17 protein-coding genes are annotated in these 16,833 nt (G+C 48.5%); 12 read left to right on the forward strand and 5 right to left on the reverse strand.

Going from position 1 to position 16,833, the window contains the following annotated elements; genetic code table 11:
- Window positions 1-109: 109 nt before the first annotated feature.
- The 5 genes from FCL48_RS03010 to lptA all read right to left on the reverse strand — a co-directional run bounded on the left by FCL48_RS03010 (window position 110) and on the right by lptA (window position 5,463).
- Window positions 110-1,006, reverse strand: coding sequence for a TRAP transporter TatT component family protein (locus tag FCL48_RS03010; protein WP_136870756.1), 897 nt, complete (start codon window positions 1,004-1,006; stop codon window positions 110-112).
- 231 nt (window positions 1,007-1,237) lie between these two features.
- Window positions 1,238-2,143 (reverse strand): hypothetical protein, encoded by a 906-nt coding sequence (locus FCL48_RS03015; protein ID WP_136870757.1) that lies wholly within the window; start codon window positions 2,141-2,143, stop codon window positions 1,238-1,240.
- Window positions 2,144-2,693: 550 nt separating this feature from the next.
- Window positions 2,694-4,151 (reverse strand): RNA polymerase factor sigma-54, encoded by a 1,458-nt coding sequence (rpoN, locus tag FCL48_RS03020; protein ID WP_136870758.1) that lies wholly within the window; start codon window positions 4,149-4,151, stop codon window positions 2,694-2,696.
- A gap of 5 nt (window positions 4,152-4,156) precedes the next feature.
- Window positions 4,157-4,879 (reverse strand): LPS export ABC transporter ATP-binding protein, encoded by a 723-nt coding sequence (gene lptB / locus FCL48_RS03025; protein ID WP_136870759.1) that lies wholly within the window; start codon window positions 4,877-4,879, stop codon window positions 4,157-4,159.
- 17 nt (window positions 4,880-4,896) lie between these two features.
- Window positions 4,897-5,463, reverse strand: a complete 567-nt coding sequence (gene lptA / locus FCL48_RS03030; RefSeq protein WP_136870760.1) for a lipopolysaccharide transport periplasmic protein LptA — start codon at window positions 5,461-5,463, stop codon at window positions 4,897-4,899.
- A 240-nt stretch (window positions 5,464-5,703) separates the two neighbouring features.
- Here lptA and argB point away from each other — a divergent pair, with 240 nt between their 5' ends.
- The 12 genes from argB (at window position 5,704) to FCL48_RS03090 (ending at window position 16,825) form a co-directional block, all read left to right on the forward strand.
- Window positions 5,704-6,606: an acetylglutamate kinase gene (argB, locus tag FCL48_RS03035; RefSeq protein WP_136870761.1), complete on the forward strand. Its 903-nt coding sequence runs from the start codon at window positions 5,704-5,706 to the stop codon at window positions 6,604-6,606.
- 3 nt (window positions 6,607-6,609) lie between these two features.
- A complete protein-coding gene (locus tag FCL48_RS03040) occupies window positions 6,610-7,812 on the forward strand; it encodes an aspartate aminotransferase family protein (protein ID WP_136870762.1) in 1,203 nt (400 codons plus the stop codon).
- A 211-nt stretch (window positions 7,813-8,023) separates the two neighbouring features.
- Window positions 8,024-9,229 (forward strand): argininosuccinate synthase, encoded by a 1,206-nt coding sequence (locus tag FCL48_RS03045; protein ID WP_136870763.1) that lies wholly within the window; start codon window positions 8,024-8,026, stop codon window positions 9,227-9,229.
- A 115-nt stretch (window positions 9,230-9,344) separates the two neighbouring features.
- Window positions 9,345-10,748 (forward strand): argininosuccinate lyase, encoded by a 1,404-nt coding sequence (argH, locus tag FCL48_RS03050; protein WP_205747626.1) that lies wholly within the window; start codon window positions 9,345-9,347, stop codon window positions 10,746-10,748.
- Window positions 10,748-11,809, forward strand: coding sequence for a fibronectin type III domain-containing protein (locus FCL48_RS03055; RefSeq protein WP_136870765.1), 1,062 nt, complete (start codon window positions 10,748-10,750; stop codon window positions 11,807-11,809). The genes argH and FCL48_RS03055 overlap by 1 nt, the downstream gene beginning before the upstream one ends.
- Before the next feature lie 152 nt (window positions 11,810-11,961).
- Window positions 11,962-12,801 carry a diaminopimelate epimerase gene (gene dapF, locus FCL48_RS03060; RefSeq protein ID WP_136870766.1) on the forward strand — a complete coding sequence of 280 codons (840 nt, stop codon included), beginning with the start codon at window positions 11,962-11,964 and terminating at the stop codon, window positions 12,799-12,801.
- Window positions 12,802-12,846: 45 nt separating this feature from the next.
- Complete coding sequence (dapA, locus tag FCL48_RS03065) at window positions 12,847-13,728, forward strand: 4-hydroxy-tetrahydrodipicolinate synthase (protein WP_136870767.1); 882 nt, start codon at window positions 12,847-12,849, stop codon at window positions 13,726-13,728.
- Window positions 13,729-13,768: 40 nt separating this feature from the next.
- Window positions 13,769-14,578, forward strand: a complete 810-nt coding sequence (dapB, locus tag FCL48_RS03070) for a 4-hydroxy-tetrahydrodipicolinate reductase (RefSeq protein ID WP_136870768.1) — start codon at window positions 13,769-13,771, stop codon at window positions 14,576-14,578.
- A gap of 64 nt (window positions 14,579-14,642) precedes the next feature.
- Window positions 14,643-15,164, forward strand: a complete 522-nt coding sequence (gene folK, locus FCL48_RS03075) for a 2-amino-4-hydroxy-6-hydroxymethyldihydropteridine diphosphokinase (protein ID WP_169309053.1) — start codon at window positions 14,643-14,645, stop codon at window positions 15,162-15,164.
- An 87-nt stretch (window positions 15,165-15,251) separates the two neighbouring features.
- Window positions 15,252-15,518, forward strand: coding sequence for a YHS domain-containing protein (locus FCL48_RS03080; protein ID WP_136870770.1), 267 nt, complete (start codon window positions 15,252-15,254; stop codon window positions 15,516-15,518).
- Between the two features lie 2 nt (window positions 15,519-15,520).
- A complete protein-coding gene (gene fsa / locus FCL48_RS03085; RefSeq protein ID WP_136870771.1) occupies window positions 15,521-16,165 on the forward strand; it encodes a fructose-6-phosphate aldolase in 645 nt (214 codons plus the stop codon).
- Between the two features lie 57 nt (window positions 16,166-16,222).
- On the forward strand, window positions 16,223-16,825 hold the full coding sequence (locus FCL48_RS03090) for a lytic transglycosylase domain-containing protein (protein ID WP_136870772.1): 603 nt from the start codon (window positions 16,223-16,225) through the stop codon (window positions 16,823-16,825).
- Window positions 16,826-16,833 lie beyond the last annotated feature (8 nt).

Below are 16,833 nucleotides of genomic sequence, written 5' to 3' on the forward strand. Positions count from 1 at the left end.
GTTTCTCCGCATGAAAGTCTGGTGAGGGCTGTTATCTCTCTATTGTAGTAAAGCTGTGCCTACATTGAAGTGAAATTTACACAAATCATCAATAAAACGATGGAAAAGATTAATCACCAAAATAATTTTCCTCGAGTAATTTTTTGGCCCGGCTTTTGGCTATTTGATTGCTCAAGGCAAATTCCGGTGCATCTTTTAAGGGAAAAGCGAGGACTTCTTTCAGTAGCCCGTCATGTAGCTCTTTATCCATTGTAGTACGGGCGTAGGTTGCCGCGTAGGTGGTCTGCACCATAAGGAACCGGTGCTTTGACAGGCTGAGGGCGCGCTCAAAATGTTCTTTACTTACCTCAGGATGCCCGCCAAACATGGCGGGTTTAAGCGAATGAAGGCTTCCAAAAAAGAGATGGATGCTTCCACCCTGATAGCCTTCATCAAGTTCGAGTAGACGTGTCATTATCTGTTCTATGACTGCCATGTCGACAAGTGATGCAGGAGAACCTTTCTGGCTTTGTACCCAGGTGAGCCAGGCAAAATTTCCCCAGAAGACCCCTTCCACCTTGTCTTTGTTGAGTTGATTCAAGCGATTGTTAAAAGCCTCTTCTCCCCCCGATGGGGAAAACGAACCGTTGTCCTCCAGGGGTAAATAGTTTTGCACAAGGGCAATTCCATATCGATGCGCTTTTTCCGTTACTTTCTCAATACGTTCATCAGAGGCACCGCATTCTGCAAGTGCTGTACTATAACCGCTGTACGCCTTGGTCGCAGATAGCAGCAGTGCGTTATCATGCGGCTTGGAAACCAGCATTGAGTCGAGCATGAGCAGAAAGGACGGGGCGCCTTCACAAACAAGATCGATGTCCGTCTGTTGCTGGAGATTACCTGTGATGGGGCCAAGAAAACGGTTGGTCAGACTCCCGGCGCAGCCACTCATAAGTAAAGTGAATAAAAGAGGGAAAATGGTGAGAGCCTTCGGGCGGGTTCTCTGTAAACGGTATGATGTTTCCATAATAGGGAGGTTTAGTCCTGTTCGATGAAAAGAGAGTGTTCTACATCTTTTTAGGCCGATCACACTGGGCTGATAGTAATGGCCTTCACAGAGTTTGGCAACGATAAGTTATTTGCCCTGATAATTCTGGCCATTTGATTGGGGGGATTTACGAATGGTACTGCATAGAAGATGAGACTGCGATCAGGCAAAGCTAAAGGCCTGATCACAGCTCAGTTAAAAACCGAAGATTTACTGTTGTGGGGTTACTTCTTCAACCGGTGCTGCTTCTTTTGCTTCAAGGGCTTTAGAGAGGGCTTCTGATGTTGTCTCGAAGGCTTCTTTGGTCGCAGAAACAACCCCTTTTACCGTCTCGATAATCTTTTTTTCGTCTATAGCATTTTCTACGGCTGGTTTGGAAGTCTCTATTGCTTCTTTGCCGGTGTCAATGAGTTCTACAGCAACATCTTTAGAAGCGGCGAGTATCTGCTGGGTGGCAATAACCAATTCCCTGGTCACCGTTACCATGTCGTTTGTAGCGTTTACCATTTTTTGCATCGCTGCACTCAGTTCCACCGCTTCCCCTGGGACTGCAGGCTGCTCGGCCAGAGGTGCACCATGTTTGAAGCATGGAGGGAGATTTTCAAAATCACCTCGTTCCATTACTTTGCCGCATGGCAGGATTACAACAGCCTCTTGTTCAATAGTTTCTTCTTGGGCTGGAGTAACCACTACTACCTCGGTCTTAGCTGGCTGTGGTTCAACGGCTTCAGCCTTTGGCTCGCTGTTGTCGTTCATCAGGGCAAGCAATGTGACGGCAGCAGACTGGGCGATGGCCTTATATGGATTCGCTGGCTCTTCCTCAACTTGAGCTGGGGGAGTAGCCTGTGCTTCACCGGGCTGTACAGCGGTTTCTTCTTGAGTGTTTGATGTGTTTGTATTCCAGTGGTTTTCGGGACCGGCCTGAGGGGTGGTAGGTTTTACAGCAACTTTGGTTACAACATGAACATTTTCAGGTGCAGCAGGGGCCTCTGGTGCCTTTTCAACACTGACCTGTTCTGTTTTTTCTTGCGGTGTTGAATGTTCTGCCTCAGGCTTTGGATTGCAGCCAAAGGTAACCAGATAAACTGCGAGCATTACAATAAAAGCGTACTTCATGTGTCAATCTCCTATAAAATGAATAACTGAAAGGATGTTGGTGCCGCTTGCCACTCTTCATCCGAAGTCTTTGCTTATGAGTTTGTTGTACGTCGAATCAGTCCGCGCCCTGGCATACGAACACTCTTTCCCTGCCTCGGTATGGATAGAAAATCAGTATAATCCAGAGGTATTGGGAAAAAGATTTGTATCTGTCTGATCAACCCGAGCTTAAGGTCGTGGGCATTATGGCATATTTAATTTAAAAAACTGAGTATGAAAAAAGCCCACTGTTACAGCAGATTTGGGATAGTACCATAAATGTTCGACCAATATTACTATTTTTGCAACCTTCAAATGAAATTTTATCAAGGCATATTGTGCGGTGTTTTCCGGGAGTAGACAAACCGGCTCGGTCTCAGATACTGGCCTCCAGGATTTGCTGGAATTGTGGTGTAGCAACACCCGTGCCTTTGAAGGTGAGTCTGAATCTTTTACAGGGCTGAGATGTTTTTTATCAGAGCCAGTGCCTGTTCATATAAAAGATGGAGCGGGGAGGTGTTGGAGGTTGTTATTTTGCGTGGCGCCGGTGTTTGACGGGCAGGATTTTGAGTTGCTCTCTGTATTTGGCCACAGTTCTTCTGGCTATTTGAATATTATTTTCGGCAAGTTTTTCGGAGATGGCATTATCGCTCAAGGGAGATTTTTTATCCTCATCCTGAATCAATTTGCGGATCATGGTTTTTATCGATTCAGAGGCCATCGCATCCTCACCTTCTCTTGGAATCGCCGTCGAGAAAAAGTATTTCAGTTCGTAGATACCAAGGGGGGTGTGGACATATTTGTTTGAGGTGACTCTACTGACGGTGGACTCATGCATCTCAATGTCTTCTGCGACGTCTTTCAGGATAAGTGGCCTGAGATGCTCTGCTCCCTTTTCAAAGAATTCGTACTGGAAACGAAGGATTGACTCCATGACTTTGAAAATTGTCCGTTGTCTCTGATACAACGATTTTATAAACCAGTCCGCATCCTTCATCTTGGAGCTGAGATACTGCCTTTCCTCCTTGGCCATGGTTCTGTCGTTTTTCAACAGTTCCTGGTACGCAGAAGAGAGCTTCAGGCGGGGGATGTCATCATCGTTGAGCTGAATCACATACTCCCCGTCAATTTTTTTCACGTATACATCTGGAACAATATAATTCGTGTCATCGTTGGAATAGGGTAACCCGGGGTAGGGAGTGAGTTCGGCGACGATGAAGTTGATTGCTTTTTCCAGTTCCGGCTTCTTTTTTCCCGTGGCTCTTGAAAGGGCTTTATAGTTGCGGGTTTCAAGCAGTGGCAGGTGATCGCGGACGATTACTGCGGCGAGACTGTTCTCTTGGCCCATTCTTTCGAGCTGAAGATAGAGGGATTCACTGACGTTACGCGCACAGATCCCAGGGGGATCAAGGTCCTGGATGACTTCGACAATGTATTCAGCATCATCCCTCTCACAACCGGTATACTTCATGATATCTTCGATCTCGATTTCAAGAAAGCCGTAGCGGTTGAGATTACCGATCACATAGCGGGCCACATCCCATTCCCCTGCGTCGAGATCACTGTGGGCCAGTTGCCACTGGAGGTAGGCAAGCAGTCCAGGTTTTTCAGAGATAAATTCAAACTGAGACGGGGCGTCAGCCGATGGAGTTTCTTTGGCAAAGGAAAAATTGCTGTCAAAATTGTTGGAATAATCTTCCCAGTTGACATCGCCGAGACTGTCGCTGACCTTAAAACCTTCCGTAACATCAATTTCAGGACCGGGCTCTGTCGTTTCTGTGGTACTGGAAAGAGATGAGGGGTTTTCGGGAACCTTATCCTGAAAGGTGATATCCTCTTCGAGTGCAGGATTCTGTTCAATCTCCGCCTGTAGTGCATCGGAGAGTTCGAGCCTGTTCAGCTGCAGCAGTTTAATGGCCTGGCGCAACTGTTGCGTCATGACCAGTTTTTGTGTGAGTTTGAGTTGTTGTCTGAGTTCGAGGGCCATTTAAATCACATATGAAAGTTTTCACCAAGGTACATCTTTCGTGCTACTTCACTCTCAATAATATCGTCTGCGACACCGCTGGTGAGGACTTGACCTGCATTCATGATATATGCAAAGTCACACACCTGTAAAGTTTCCCGTACATTATGGTCTGAGATCAATATTCCAAGACCTTTTTCTTTCAGGCTGAAAATCAGTTTTTGCAGTTCGCCCACAGCAAGTGGATCAATGCCGGCAAAAGGCTCATCGAGCAAAATAAACTGTGGCCGTGTTGAAAGCGCCCGCATAATTTCGACTCTTCTTCGTTCTCCACCCGATAGCGCATGACCTTTGTTGTTTCGTAGATATTCAATGCCCAGGTCTTCCATCAGTTCATCAATACGCAGATCGATCTCTCTTTTCGAGTGACCTAAGGGTTCGAGGATGATACGGACATTTTCTTCCACAGTGAGCTTTTTGAACACGGAAGGTTCCTGGGCCAGATAGGAGATTCCGCGCAGTGCCCGTTTGTGGATGGGCAGATTGGTAATAACCTCTCCTGCAAGAATGACATTTCCCTTATCCGGTCGTATAAAGCCTGCTATTGAATAGAAGGTAGTGGTTTTGCCGGCACCATTTGGTCCCAGCAGGCCAACCACTGCCCCGGTCTGCACCTGAAGACTGACGCCATCTACAACGGTTCTCGGACCATACCTTTTAACTATATTTCTTGTTTCAAGCAATGACATCTCAGGTCGATCCTCTCCTAATTCTGCAGGATTGTCATATTTACGCGTGAAGGCTTCTTTTTCTTGCCGCTGTCATTTTCACTTACAGTGGCTGATGTTCTCTCTCCGATAACCTCGGAACGGCCTTCGTCAAGATAGTAGATGATTTTTTCTCCACTTACCATATTCTGCCCCTGCCATGCCTTGGCGTTTCCAGTGAGTATAACCTGTCTCTCTTTGGAGAGGTACACCATTTTTTTGGAAGTGCCCAGCCATTCAGCCCGGGTGATCTCGACATTGCCGATACAGATCATTTTTTCAACCTGCTGGGAAGCGCCTTGTTTCCCCTTGCTGTTTTTCTTTGTACCGGTCTGTTTAGGGGTGTAGTAGACGGTCATTTCATCTGAGCGAATCCTTACGTCTCCCTGCTTTGCATCGACGTCACCTGTAAAGACAACGGAGTTGCTTTTCTCCGTTGAGGTCATGTGGTTGGCTTCAATGTTGATCGGCGCATCCTCGGCCAGAGCTGTACCGAGTGCAATAAAGAGCAGCAGAACAGGTATATGTACTTGAAAGATAAAAGAAAAGATTTTGTTCATTTTCATCGGGACTCCCCACAGTTATTGTGATAAATTCAGTCTCAAAAGAATACCGAGCCCATGGTAGCGTAAGGTGAGGTAAATGTAAAGTAATGGTGGTGCAGGTTCGAGCGAAACAGTACTTTACTTACATTAGACGACCCATTACAATATGGCCGCAGAATCCACTGTCCATCCCCTGCCGCGTCTCAGCGTGTATCTTTTCAAAATAATATAAGGATCGATCGACTGATCGAAAATAATGTTATGGCAAAAACTGTTCAGGAGAGTATTGAAAAAGCCAAGGTCCTCATTGATGCCCTGCCATATATGCAGAAGTTTCGGCATAAGACGGTTGTCATAAAATATGGTGGTCACGCCATGGTAGATGATAATCTGAAAAAGCAGTTTGCACTTAATGTAATCTTGCTCAAACAGATAGGCATCAATCCGGTTATTGTCCACGGCGGAGGCCCCCAGATCAATACCCTGCTTGACCGTTTGGGTATAAAACCCAGCTATGTGGAGGGCATGCGGGTCACCGATGGCGAGACCATGGAAGTGGTTGAAATGGTGCTGGTGGGGAAGGTGAATAAGGAAATTGTAGGCCTGATTAACCATTGTGGCGGAAAAGCGGTCGGGCTTTCCGGGCGCGATGGCGATCTGGTCTGTGCCGAAAAACTCAAGGTCAGCAGCAGAAAAAAAGATGAGGGCCAAGATGCAGCCCCCCCTGAGTTGATCGATCTCGGCCGGGTTGGCCAGGTGACAAAAGTAAATACAGGAGTCATTGAAAGCCTCTATCTCAAAGACTTTATCCCTGTTATTGCACCTGTGGGCGTGGGTGAAGACGGCCAGGCCTTTAATATCAACGCGGATCTTGTGGCCGGGGCCATTGCCGGTGCCCTCTCAGCGGAAAAACTTATGTTGCTCACCGATGTACCTGGAGTTAAAAATAAAAACGGCGAGTTGTTGACCTCTTTATCGCAGAAAGAGGTGGAAGAACTGATTGAGGACGGAACCATCGCAGGTGGTATGATACCGAAGGTCCGCTGCTGCCAGGACGCCCTGCAGCGTGGAGTGTCGAAAACCCATATTGTCGATGGACGGGTGGAGCATTCGATTTTGCTTGAGATGTTTACTAAAGAAGGTGTTGGAACGGAGATATATTGAGAAATGAGCAAGAATGAAGAGTTGAAAAAAAGAGGAGACGCTGTCATTGTCGGCAGTTATGCACGTTATCCGGCCGCCATGGTGAGTGGTTCAGGTTGTCGACTCACGGACGCGGACGGCAGAGAGTACCTGGATTTTCTTTCGGGAATTGCGGTGTGTGCATTAGGGCATTGCCATCCTCAGGTAAGTGAGACGATCTGCACCCAGGCAAAAAAGCTCGTTCATGCATCCAACCTGTATTACACCCAGCCACAGATAGAACTCGCCGAATTGATCTGCGCTCATTCGTTTGCGGAAAAAGTTTTTTTCTGCAATAGCGGGGCTGAGGCAAATGAGGCGGCCATAAAGCTTGCCCGTATCCATTCGCCTAAACAACGTTACAAAGTAATCAGTCTTTCAGGCTCTTTTCACGGGCGGACTCTTGCAACCGTCGCGGCCACTGGCCAGCCCAAGTTCCACCAGGGGTTTGAACCTCTGCCTGAAGGCTTCTGCTATGCCCCCTTTGGTGATCTGAAAGCCCTGGAGGCGATGGTGGATGAGACAACCTGTGCCATCCTCTGCGAGCCCCTGCAGGGAGAAGGTGGGGTTCGGCCACTGGCAAAAGAATATCTTGCAGGTATCAGGTCCATCTGTGACAAACATGGCCTTCTGCTGATTTTTGATGAAATACAGACGGGAATGGGGCGGACGGGGACCCTGTTTGCCCATGAGCAGCTCGGTATTACGCCGGATATCATGACTATGGCCAAGGCCCTTGGGAATGGTCTGCCCATTGGGGCAATGGTAACCAGAACCGATATCGCGGCCTCCTTTGTTCCTGGAACCCATGCCTCCACCTTCGGCGGCAACCCTGTGGCCTCTGCGGCCGGGGTGACCACCTTGAAAATCATTCTCGAAGAAGGCTTTTTAGCGGGAGTCCTTGAAAAAGGTCTCTATTTCAGGGAACTGCTTGCAGGGCTGGCAGAGAAATTTCCAAACCTTCTCACAACCAGCAGAGGTATGGGGTTGATTGTGGCTGCAGTTTTGACGGAAAAAGGTATCTCCCACGGCACAGATATTGTGAATGCGATGTTTGCTCGCGGCTATCTTATGAATTTTGCTGGCAATAGTGTGTTGCGCTTTGTGCCACCACTCATTGTAACAAAGGCTGAAATTGATGACTTTGTTGCAGTTTTAACTGAGGTGCTGGCTGCAATTGATGCCTAGCCCCTGGAAAAGCTTTTGATTTCACAAAATGTTTTGCAAAGAGCTGATCTTTTATGTAATGATAGATGTTTTCTTTCGAGAATATGGTGGAAAAAGAATAACTTCACAAAACAAACAGGGTTGCGGGAAATTCGGTTGAAAACATTTTTTTCGTAACTTGTTTATATAATTTTAAAAAAGTAGTGAACTGCTTTTACCTTGAGGTCTTGATATGGATATTAACAAAATAGTGCTCGCTTACTCCGGCGGGCTTGATACTTCAGTTATCTTAAAGTGGCTGGCAAAAGAATATGACTGCGAGGTGATAGCCTATTCCGCAGATATTGGTCAGAAGGAAGACTGGGATGCGGTACGGCAGAAAGGTCTTGCAACCGGTGCCTCCAAGGTGGTTGTGTCCAACCTGCAAAAAGAATTTGTGGAAGATTATATTTTCCCGGCATTCAGGGCCAATGCAATCTATGAAGGTTCCTACCTGCTGGGGACCTCTCTTGCCAGACCGCTGATCGCCAAAGAACAGGTTCGTATTGCACTGGAAGAGGGTGCAGATGCCGTGAGCCATGGCGCCACCGGAAAAGGCAATGATCAGGTTCGTTTTGAACTGGGCTACATTGGTCTTTCTCCCAATCTGCAGATTATTGCCCCCTGGAGAACCTGGGATCTGAATTCCAGAACCAAGCTGGAAGAGTTCGCCAAAGAAAATGGTGTGCCCGTTCCAACGACCAAGAAAAACCCTTACAGCTGTGATGAAAATCTGCTGCATATCAGCTTTGAAGGTGGAATTCTTGAAGATCCATGGAATGAACCCGATCCTGATATGTTCAAGTTCACTGTTTCTCCCGAAGATGCACCGAACGTTCCAACCTATCTTGAGGTGGAGTTTAAAAACGGTAACCCGGTTGCCCTGGACGGAGAAGCCATGGATCCGCTGCCGCTCTTTAAAAAGCTCAATGAGTTAGCCGGTGCAAACGGGATTGGCCGACTGGATATGGTGGAGAACCGATACGTTGGCATGAAGGCCCGCGGAGTTTACGAGACCCCCGGTGGAACCCTGTTACGCATTGCCCACCGCGACCTGGAAAGCATCACTCTCGACAGAGAAGTGCTGGCCATTCGTGATTCTCTTGTGCCTCAGTATTCCAGGTTGATTTATAACGGATTCTGGTTCTCTCCTGAGCGTGAACTGCTCCAGGCGACCATGGATCATACCCAGACAGTGGTCAACGGTACCGTACGTCTGAAGCTGTACAAGGGGAACTGCTTTTCAGTGGGACGAAAGTCCGACCAGTCTCTTTATCAGGAAAGTTTTGCAACCTTTGAAGCCGATCAGGTCTACAATCAGGGTGATGCCACCGGTTTCATCAGGCTCAATGGTCTACGCCTGAAAATAAATGCCCTGCAGAGCCGCTTTACAAAATAACAGCTCTGTAACAGGGTGTTCACAGGTTCAGGCCCAGGATGGAGTGGTATACGTTTGCAGACACAGCAGTTCAGACAAGTACCACCCCATCAAATCATAAGAAAAGATAACAGACATGACCAAAGAAAATAACAGCGGTTCAGGCAAGATGTGGGGTGGGCGGTTCAGTGAAGGCACCGCCGCCTCCGTTGAGGCATTCAGCGCTTCAATCCATTACGATGCACGGTTGTACAAATACGATATCGCCGGAAGCAAGGCTCATGCGGCGATGCTCTCTGCCAATGGAGTGCTGACCTCTGAAGAACTGAAGGCAATCACCGATGGACTTTCCGCTATTGAAAAGGAAATCGATGCAGGCCGGTTTGAGTTTAAGCGGGAGCTTGAAGATGTTCATATGAATATCGAAAAGGCCCTGATTGACCGTATCGGACCCGCCGGAGCCAAGCTGCACAGTGGGCGTTCCCGCAATGATCAGGTTGCCGTCGACTTTAAGCTGTATCTCCGTGACCAGTGTGATCACATCATCGAACTGCTTGATGCGGTAAGAAAATCCTTTGTTATCGTTGCCAGAAAATATCTCGGGCATCTGATGCCCGGATACACGCATCTGCAGAGGGCCCAGCCGGTTCAGATTGCCCACCATATGCTTGCGTATTACGAGATGTTTTCCCGCGATCGTGAGCGCATGGTTGATTGCCGTAAGCGCCTCAACCTCTCACCTTTAGGCTGTGCGGCCATGGCAGGTAGCGGTCTGCCTATTGATAGAGCAATGACTGCCAGTGCCTTGGGTTTTGACGGCGTGACCGCAAACTCCATGGATACCTCAGGGGACCGGGACTACGCCATCGAATTTGCAAGCACCTGTACGATTATTCAGCTGCACTTGTCAAGACTCTCTGAAGAACTGGTGCTCTGGTCCAGCCAGGAGTTTGATTTCGTAAATATTTCAGACACCTTCTGTACCGGGTCGTCTATTATGCCGCAAAAGAAAAATCCGGATATTCCGGAATTGATCAGAGGTAAAAGTGGCCGGGTTGTGGGAAGTCTGATGACTCTTATCACCCTGGTAAAAGGACTGCCTCTCACCTACAACAGGGATCTTCAGGAGAGCCAGGAGCCGGTATACGATGCAGTTGATACAGTTACCGCCTCACTTTCCATCATGGCGGAACTTCTTTTTAATATGTCGTTTAAAACCGATAAGATGGCCCAGGCCACCCAGTCCGGGTGTATGACGGCAACGGACCTTGCCGATTATTTGGTCATGAAGAATGTGCCCTTTCGGGAAGCTCATGGTATTGTAGGGCGAGCGGTTGCTTTTTGCATCACAAACGGCAGGGAACTTCCGGATCTGACTCTTGAGGAGTTGTCACAGTTTTCGCCGACCATAGGAAAAGACGTGTATAAGGTTTTAAATATTGAGGGATCGGTCAACAGCCGGATTTCAGCAGGTGGAACGGGCTTGGTTCGAGTCGAAGAGGCGGTGATTGCGGCCGAGAAACAATTGGGGATAGCATAATGAATACAACGAGTGTGGTACGGACTGCGGGTACATTGCTTCTTGGTGCTTCTTTTCTTTTTGCAGGAGGTTGCGGCTATAAAGACCTTCCTGTTGCCCCGAGCACTGTGGTGCCGGTAGCGATTTCCGATCTTTTGTATAAGGTCGATGACAAGGGCGTTCAACTGACCTGGTCGTTTCCGGTGGAGACGATTCAGGGAACACCCATTGAAGAAATATCTTCGTTTGATTTGTATCGGGCGGAGGTGCCTCTTGCTGATTACTGCGGGGGGTGTCCGATTCCCTTTGGCAAGGCAATTGAAGTGAATGGTGGGGCGTCCTATGATGGAACTCTGCGTCGGAAAATGACCTATGAGAACACAGCACTCCAGTCCGGCTACAAATATTTCTATAAGGTTAAATCCCGGACGAGCTGGCTTGCTGCCAGTGACGATTCCAATGTAATCACCTTTGTCTGGTTCCAGCCGGCAAAGGCTCCGGCAGCGCTTACAGCTACCGTGGGAGACCGTAAAGTTGTGCTCAAATGGCAACCTGTAACCGAGCTTACCGACGGTTCTAAACTGCAACGACCTGTAAAATATCAGGTGATGCGAAGTGCTGGCGGCAAGGACTACGTCAAGGTTGGGGAGCCCTTTACTGCAACCTCTTTTACCGATACCAGTGTACTAAACGGCCAGAAATACTTCTATACCGTCCAGAGTCTGATGGTCCTGGACGGGGAGCTGGTTGAGGGTGCTGTGACCAATGATATCGCCGTAAGCCCAAAAGATATGACTCCACCTGTGGCACCTACCGGGGTAACCGCTGTGGCGACGGCAGTTGGCACCAAGATATTCTGGGATAAAGCAGATGACAGCGATGTTGCCGGTTATCGTGTTTACAGGCGGGCTGCAAACAAGGATGTTTATGAGTTCCTTGCCAATATTTCACCCGAATATACGCTGTATGTTGATAAAAATGTCGGTGGTGACATCCGTTATTACTACGCTGTCACAGCTTTTGATCGCTCAACTCCAGCCAATGAAAGTCGTAAATCCCGGGAAGCAACTGTAAGGTACTAGCTGAAACGAACCTGTTGCTGTTGTGTTCTACTAGCCCTCTCCCCGTTACAGATGCGGTTAGAGGGCTATGTTGTTGGTGCAGGCCTCACAATGGATCACTGAAAAACACGGCATGATCCTATCATGCCGGTGTTGACACAAGGAGTAAGCTGATGGCACTGAAATTTCCCATCGCATTTGAGAAAATGAGTGGTACTGGTAATGATTTCGTTATCATTGACAACAGAACTGGGGTTATTCCCTTAGAAGAGCAGCCAGAGTTTGCCAAAAAAGTCTGCAGGCGCATGTTTTCCATCGGTGCAGATGGTCTTATCCTGATTGAGAATTCGGCAACAGTTGACTTTAAATGGAATTTTTACAATGCGGACGGGTCTGTTGCAGAAATGTGCGGTAACGGTTCCCGTTGTGCCGCTCGTTTTGCCTATCGCCACAAAATATGTGGGCCACAGATGAAGATTGAGACCCTTGCGGGCATCATAGAAGCGGAAATTTGTGATGCGCAGGAAAATGTCAGGGTGAAGATGACCCAGCCCTACGATTTTCGTCTCGATTTGTCCCTGACTCTCGATGACGTGGAATATCCGGTAACCTATGTCAATGTGGGTGTTCCCCAGGCGGTTATTTTTGTTGTTGAAGATGATATCCCTGTGAAAAAATGGGGACGCAAGGTGCGTTTCCATGAGCTTTTCGAGCCGAAGGGAACCAACGCAAATTTTGTCAAGGTTCTTGGACCGGACAGAATAAAGGTGCGCACCTACGAGCGTGGGGTGGAGGATGAAACCATGGCCTGCGGTACCGGTGCGGTGGCTTCAGCGCTCTATGGGGCAATGCTTAAAAATATGGATTCCCCCGTTGAGGTGGTCACCTCCGGAGGAGATACCCTGACCATACATTTTGACCTGCAGGATGGACCGGTTGCGGATAATATCTACCTGCAGGGACCCACAAGAATAATATGTACAGGTGGCCTGACGCCGGAAGCGCTGTTATAGAATATGCGCAGGTGATGTAGGTGATTAATTAGATTAGGAGGAGTGATGAAAAAATTTCACGGAGCGCTTGTTGCAATAGTGACCCCGTTTATCGATGGCCAGCTTGATGAACAGGGGTTGATCGATCTTATTGAATTTCAGATTGCCAACGGAACCCACGGGATTGTTCCCTGCGGGACCACTGGCGAGTCTGCAACCATTGGATTTGATGAACATAAACGTGTTATCGACCTCACAGTTAAAACGGTGAACGGCCGTGTACCGGTCGTTGCAGGAACAGGTGCCAATAATACTCTTGAAGCTATTGAGCTGACAGAAAGTGCTAAACAGAGCGGTGCTGACGCTGTCCTTTCTGTAGTGCCCTACTATAACAAACCTGATCAGGAAGGGATGTACCTCCACTTTAAAACCATTGCTGAAGAGGTTGATATCCCCATGTTCCTCTACAATGTTCCCGGGCGGACAGTGGTGAGCATTGGGGCGGAGACAGTTGCCCGTCTTGCAAAAATTGACAACATCATCGGTATTAAAGAGGCTACAGGCAGTCTTGAGCATATCTCCGATGTGATCAGAAAAACCCCGGATGATTTTATTGTGTTATCCGGCGATGATTTTACCTCCATGCCAACCATCTTTATTGGCGGCCATGGTGTTATTTCAGTTATTTCCAATGTCTATCCTCAGGGAATGGCCCAGATGATGGAGCGGGCACTGGCAGGGGATATCTTAAAGGCCCGCGAGCTCCATTATCGGATGTATGACCTGATGAAGCTGATGTTCAGCACCCCGAGTCCTTCGCCTGCCAAAAAAGCCCTGCAATTGATGGGAATGATAAAAGATGGCACGCCCCGTCTGCCGATTGCTCCCATGTCGGATGCGGCTGTGGAGAATTTGAGGCAGGGACTGGTAGGGCTTGGTCTCGTCTGATACAGAGTTCTGATTTGTACATCATCACAAGGGTGATCCTATGATAAAAGTTATAATTGCAGGTGCTGGGGGGCGAATGGGCAAGAGGGTTGCCCACATGGTTGATCAGCATCCGCAACTTCAATTTGCCGCCGCCTTTGAGGCAGCAGGGCATCCGGATATTGGCAGGGATGCAGGGCTTGTCTGTCTTGGCCGAAAAAACGGTGTTGTTATCGGCGAAGGCCTTGAGTCGATTATTGCAGATGGTGATGTGATCATTGATTTTACCTTCCACAAGGCCACCATGGAGTTTGCCAGGATAGCCTCTGCCCATGGCACGGCGATGGTGATCGGTACAACCGGTCTTTCAGCAGAGAACCTTTCAGAGCTGGCAGTGCTTGCTAAAAACTTTGCCTGCGTGCAGGCTCCGAATATGTCTATCTGTGTCAACGCCCTTTTTAAGCTGGTGAAAAAGACAGCTGCGATCCTGGGAGATGACTACGACATTGAAATCGTCGAGGCCCACCATAACAAGAAAAAAGACGCCCCATCGGGCACGGCTCTGAAACTGGCCGAGATGGCGGCGGAAGGTGTCAATCGCAATCTTGAAGAGGTTGGGGTCTACGAGCGAAACGGTATAATCGGCGAGAGAAAACCCAAGGAAATCGGGATTCAGGCCATTCGCGCAGCAGATATTGTCGGGGAACATACAGTCTATTTTGCAGGTCCCGGTGAACGGATTGAACTGACCCACCGGGCCCATAGCAGGGATCATTTCGCCAAAGGTGCAGCGACTGCTGCGGCCTGGGTTGTGGGGAAGGAATGCGGCGTTTACTCAATGTTTGATGTCCTCGGGCTGCAGGACCTGTAGCATAAACACTCAGGCGAGACGGCCAGAGCGGCTGTTTGGTACAAGAAGTTTTGTTAGGGATTGTATGGTAATTGCATATATTGGTATGGGGTCCAACATTGGTGATGGTAAAAGAACCCTGCAGGATGCCTGGAAATTTATCGGGGATCTGGATGACATTACGCTTTCACGACTCTCAAGTCCCTATCTGAGTGCACCGGTGGATATGGTGAGCCAGCACTGGTTCACTAACGCGGTGGGTGTTGTTTCCACTTCTCTCGGGCCGCTTGAGCTTTTACACACTCTCCTTGAGGTCGAGGCTGTTTTTGGCAGAACTCGGTCGGAAACAGGTTTTGGCTATCAGGACAGAAGCCTTGATCTTGATCTCCTCTATTTTCAGGAGGTGGTTATGGATACTCCTGAGCTTATCTTACCCCACCCGCATGTTGGTAAAAGACTCTTTGTACTCGAACCCTTAGCGGAGGTTACCCCTGATTTTACCGTGTTGGCTACAGGGGTAACGGTGAGCCAAATGATCCAAGAGCTGCAACAAAGCGTTCACCGCGGAGAGAGTAAAAAACAGGAAATCAGTAAAAGTTTCTGGTAGAGTCTGCAACTCCCGTTGTCATAAAAAAGACACCGGTGATTTGCATTTGTATGATCAGATAAGATATATTGACAAAGGGTAGATAACGTGAGCCCAATCAGAATTATCATCATAGCGATCCTCGTCTACATTGGTTATCGCTTGATTGTTGGCGGTCGCAGGAAAAAAACTGCTTCCAGACCGGCAGACAGAGAGTCCGGGACCCTGGAGCAGGACGATATACTGGAAGAAGATCCCGTATGTAAAAAGCTTGTACCCCGGCAACAGGCTGTACAATTTGAGCATAATGGAACGATACATTATTTTTGCAGCAAAAAATGCTGTAAAATATACAGAAAAAATCAAGGAGAATAGTAATGAAGTTTTTTATAGATACAGCCAATATTGACGAGATAAAGCAGGGCCTGGACATGGGCATGGTTGATGGTGTTACCACCAACCCTTCTCTGATCGCCAGGGAAAACAAGCCATTTGTGGAGATTATCAAAGAGATCTGTTCCGTGGTCGAGGGTCCTGTGAGCGCCGAGGTGGTAAGCCTTGAGGCGGACGGCATGTTGAAAGAGGCAAGAGAGCTTGCAAAGATTGCAGAAAATATCGTGATCAAGATTCCTATGATCGTCGAAGGTCTCAAGGCAGTAAAGCAGCTCGCCGCGGAAGGTATCAAGACCAACGTCACCCTTATTTTCTCGACCGCTCAGGCCCTTCTTGCTGCGAAGGCGGGCGCAAGTTACGTCAGCCCCTTTGTTGGCCGTGTTGATGATATCGGCACCCCAGGTATGGATCTTGTCAGCGATATCGTAACCGTCTATGACAACTATGGCTATATGAGCGAAATCATCGTTGCTTCAATCCGCAGCCCACAGCACGTAACGGAAGCCGCCCTTGTTGGTGCCGATATTGCTACCATCCCGCTCAAGGTTATCAACCAGTTGGCAAAGCATCCTCTCACCGATATCGGTATTGAGCAATTCCTTGCAGACTGGGAGAAGCGGACAAAATAAATGTCATGTTCGCAACCCTTTCATAGCAGTAAATGTATCAGAGGTGCCTGTCATTTTATGGCAGGTACCCTTCTGTGCATCTGCCTTACCATCGCTTTTCTCCTCGCAGGGATAGAGCATTCGGTCGCAGGGATGTATCTCTGCCGTGATGCCTCGGGAAAGGTAAATTTTACCAATGTCCCCAACAGCTCTAACTGTACCGCCTACAAGCTGCAGAAAAAACAGGTGGACTGGAGCATTCAGTCAAGTATCTCGAACAGGTCCGATCGATCCCGCTATGACAGCGAAATACGACGCATTGCCAGGCGTTATCGTGTTGATCCGCCTCTCATCAAGGCCATTATCCATGTCGAGTCTGATTTTAACCATAAGGCCATCTCAAACCAGGGGGCCCAGGGCCTGATGCAGCTTATGCCCGCCACTGCGCGGGAACTTCGGGTGGCTAATCCGTTTAATCCACGGGAAAACATTGACGGCGGAACCAGATACTTTCGGCAGATGCTCGATAGTTTTGGCGGAGACCTCGTTCTTTCCCTTGCAGCCTACAATGCCGGTCCCGGGCTGGTATCCCGCACGGGAGGCGTGCCACAGATAACAGAGACCCGCCGTTACGTAAGTAAGGTTCTCAAAAGGTACAAGGTGTATAAGTCACTTATGTAACTGTTCCT

The sequence above is a fragment of the Desulforhopalus sp. IMCC35007 genome (assembly GCF_005116575.1).
Classification (GTDB): Bacteria; Desulfobacterota; Desulfobulbia; order Desulfobulbales; family Desulfocapsaceae; genus Desulforhopalus_A.

What these genes read in the sequence shown, in the direction of transcription:
- FCL48_RS03015 (WP_136870757.1), bottom strand. Translation starts at nt 2,143, where the DNA reads ATGAAGTACGCTTTTATTGTAATGCTCGCAGTTTATCTGGTTACCTTT.
- dapB (WP_136870768.1), top strand. Translation starts at nt 13,769, where the DNA reads ATGATAAAAGTTATAATTGCAGGTGCTGGGGGGCGAATGGGCAAGAGG.
- dapF (WP_136870766.1), top strand. Translation starts at nt 11,962, where the DNA reads ATGGCACTGAAATTTCCCATCGCATTTGAGAAAATGAGTGGTACTGGT.
- FCL48_RS03040 (WP_136870762.1), top strand. Translation starts at nt 6,610, where the DNA reads ATGAGCAAGAATGAAGAGTTGAAAAAAAGAGGAGACGCTGTCATTGTC.
- argH (WP_205747626.1), top strand. Translation starts at nt 9,345, where the DNA reads ATGACCAAAGAAAATAACAGCGGTTCAGGCAAGATGTGGGGTGGGCGG.
- FCL48_RS03055 (WP_136870765.1), top strand. Translation starts at nt 10,748, where the DNA reads ATGAATACAACGAGTGTGGTACGGACTGCGGGTACATTGCTTCTTGGT.
- FCL48_RS03010 (WP_136870756.1), bottom strand. Translation starts at nt 1,006, where the DNA reads ATGGAAACATCATACCGTTTACAGAGAACCCGCCCGAAGGCTCTCACC.
- folK (WP_169309053.1), top strand. Translation starts at nt 14,643, where the DNA reads ATGGTAATTGCATATATTGGTATGGGGTCCAACATTGGTGATGGTAAA.
- FCL48_RS03090 (WP_136870772.1), top strand. Translation starts at nt 16,223, where the DNA reads ATGGCAGGTACCCTTCTGTGCATCTGCCTTACCATCGCTTTTCTCCTC.
- lptA (WP_136870760.1), bottom strand. Translation starts at nt 5,463, where the DNA reads ATGAAAATGAACAAAATCTTTTCTTTTATCTTTCAAGTACATATACCT.
- argB (WP_136870761.1), top strand. Translation starts at nt 5,704, where the DNA reads ATGGCAAAAACTGTTCAGGAGAGTATTGAAAAAGCCAAGGTCCTCATT.
- dapA (WP_136870767.1), top strand. Translation starts at nt 12,847, where the DNA reads ATGAAAAAATTTCACGGAGCGCTTGTTGCAATAGTGACCCCGTTTATC.
- fsa (WP_136870771.1), top strand. Translation starts at nt 15,521, where the DNA reads ATGAAGTTTTTTATAGATACAGCCAATATTGACGAGATAAAGCAGGGC.
- FCL48_RS03045 (WP_136870763.1), top strand. Translation starts at nt 8,024, where the DNA reads ATGGATATTAACAAAATAGTGCTCGCTTACTCCGGCGGGCTTGATACT.
- rpoN (WP_136870758.1), bottom strand. Translation starts at nt 4,151, where the DNA reads ATGGCCCTCGAACTCAGACAACAACTCAAACTCACACAAAAACTGGTC.
- lptB (WP_136870759.1), bottom strand. Translation starts at nt 4,879, where the DNA reads ATGTCATTGCTTGAAACAAGAAATATAGTTAAAAGGTATGGTCCGAGA.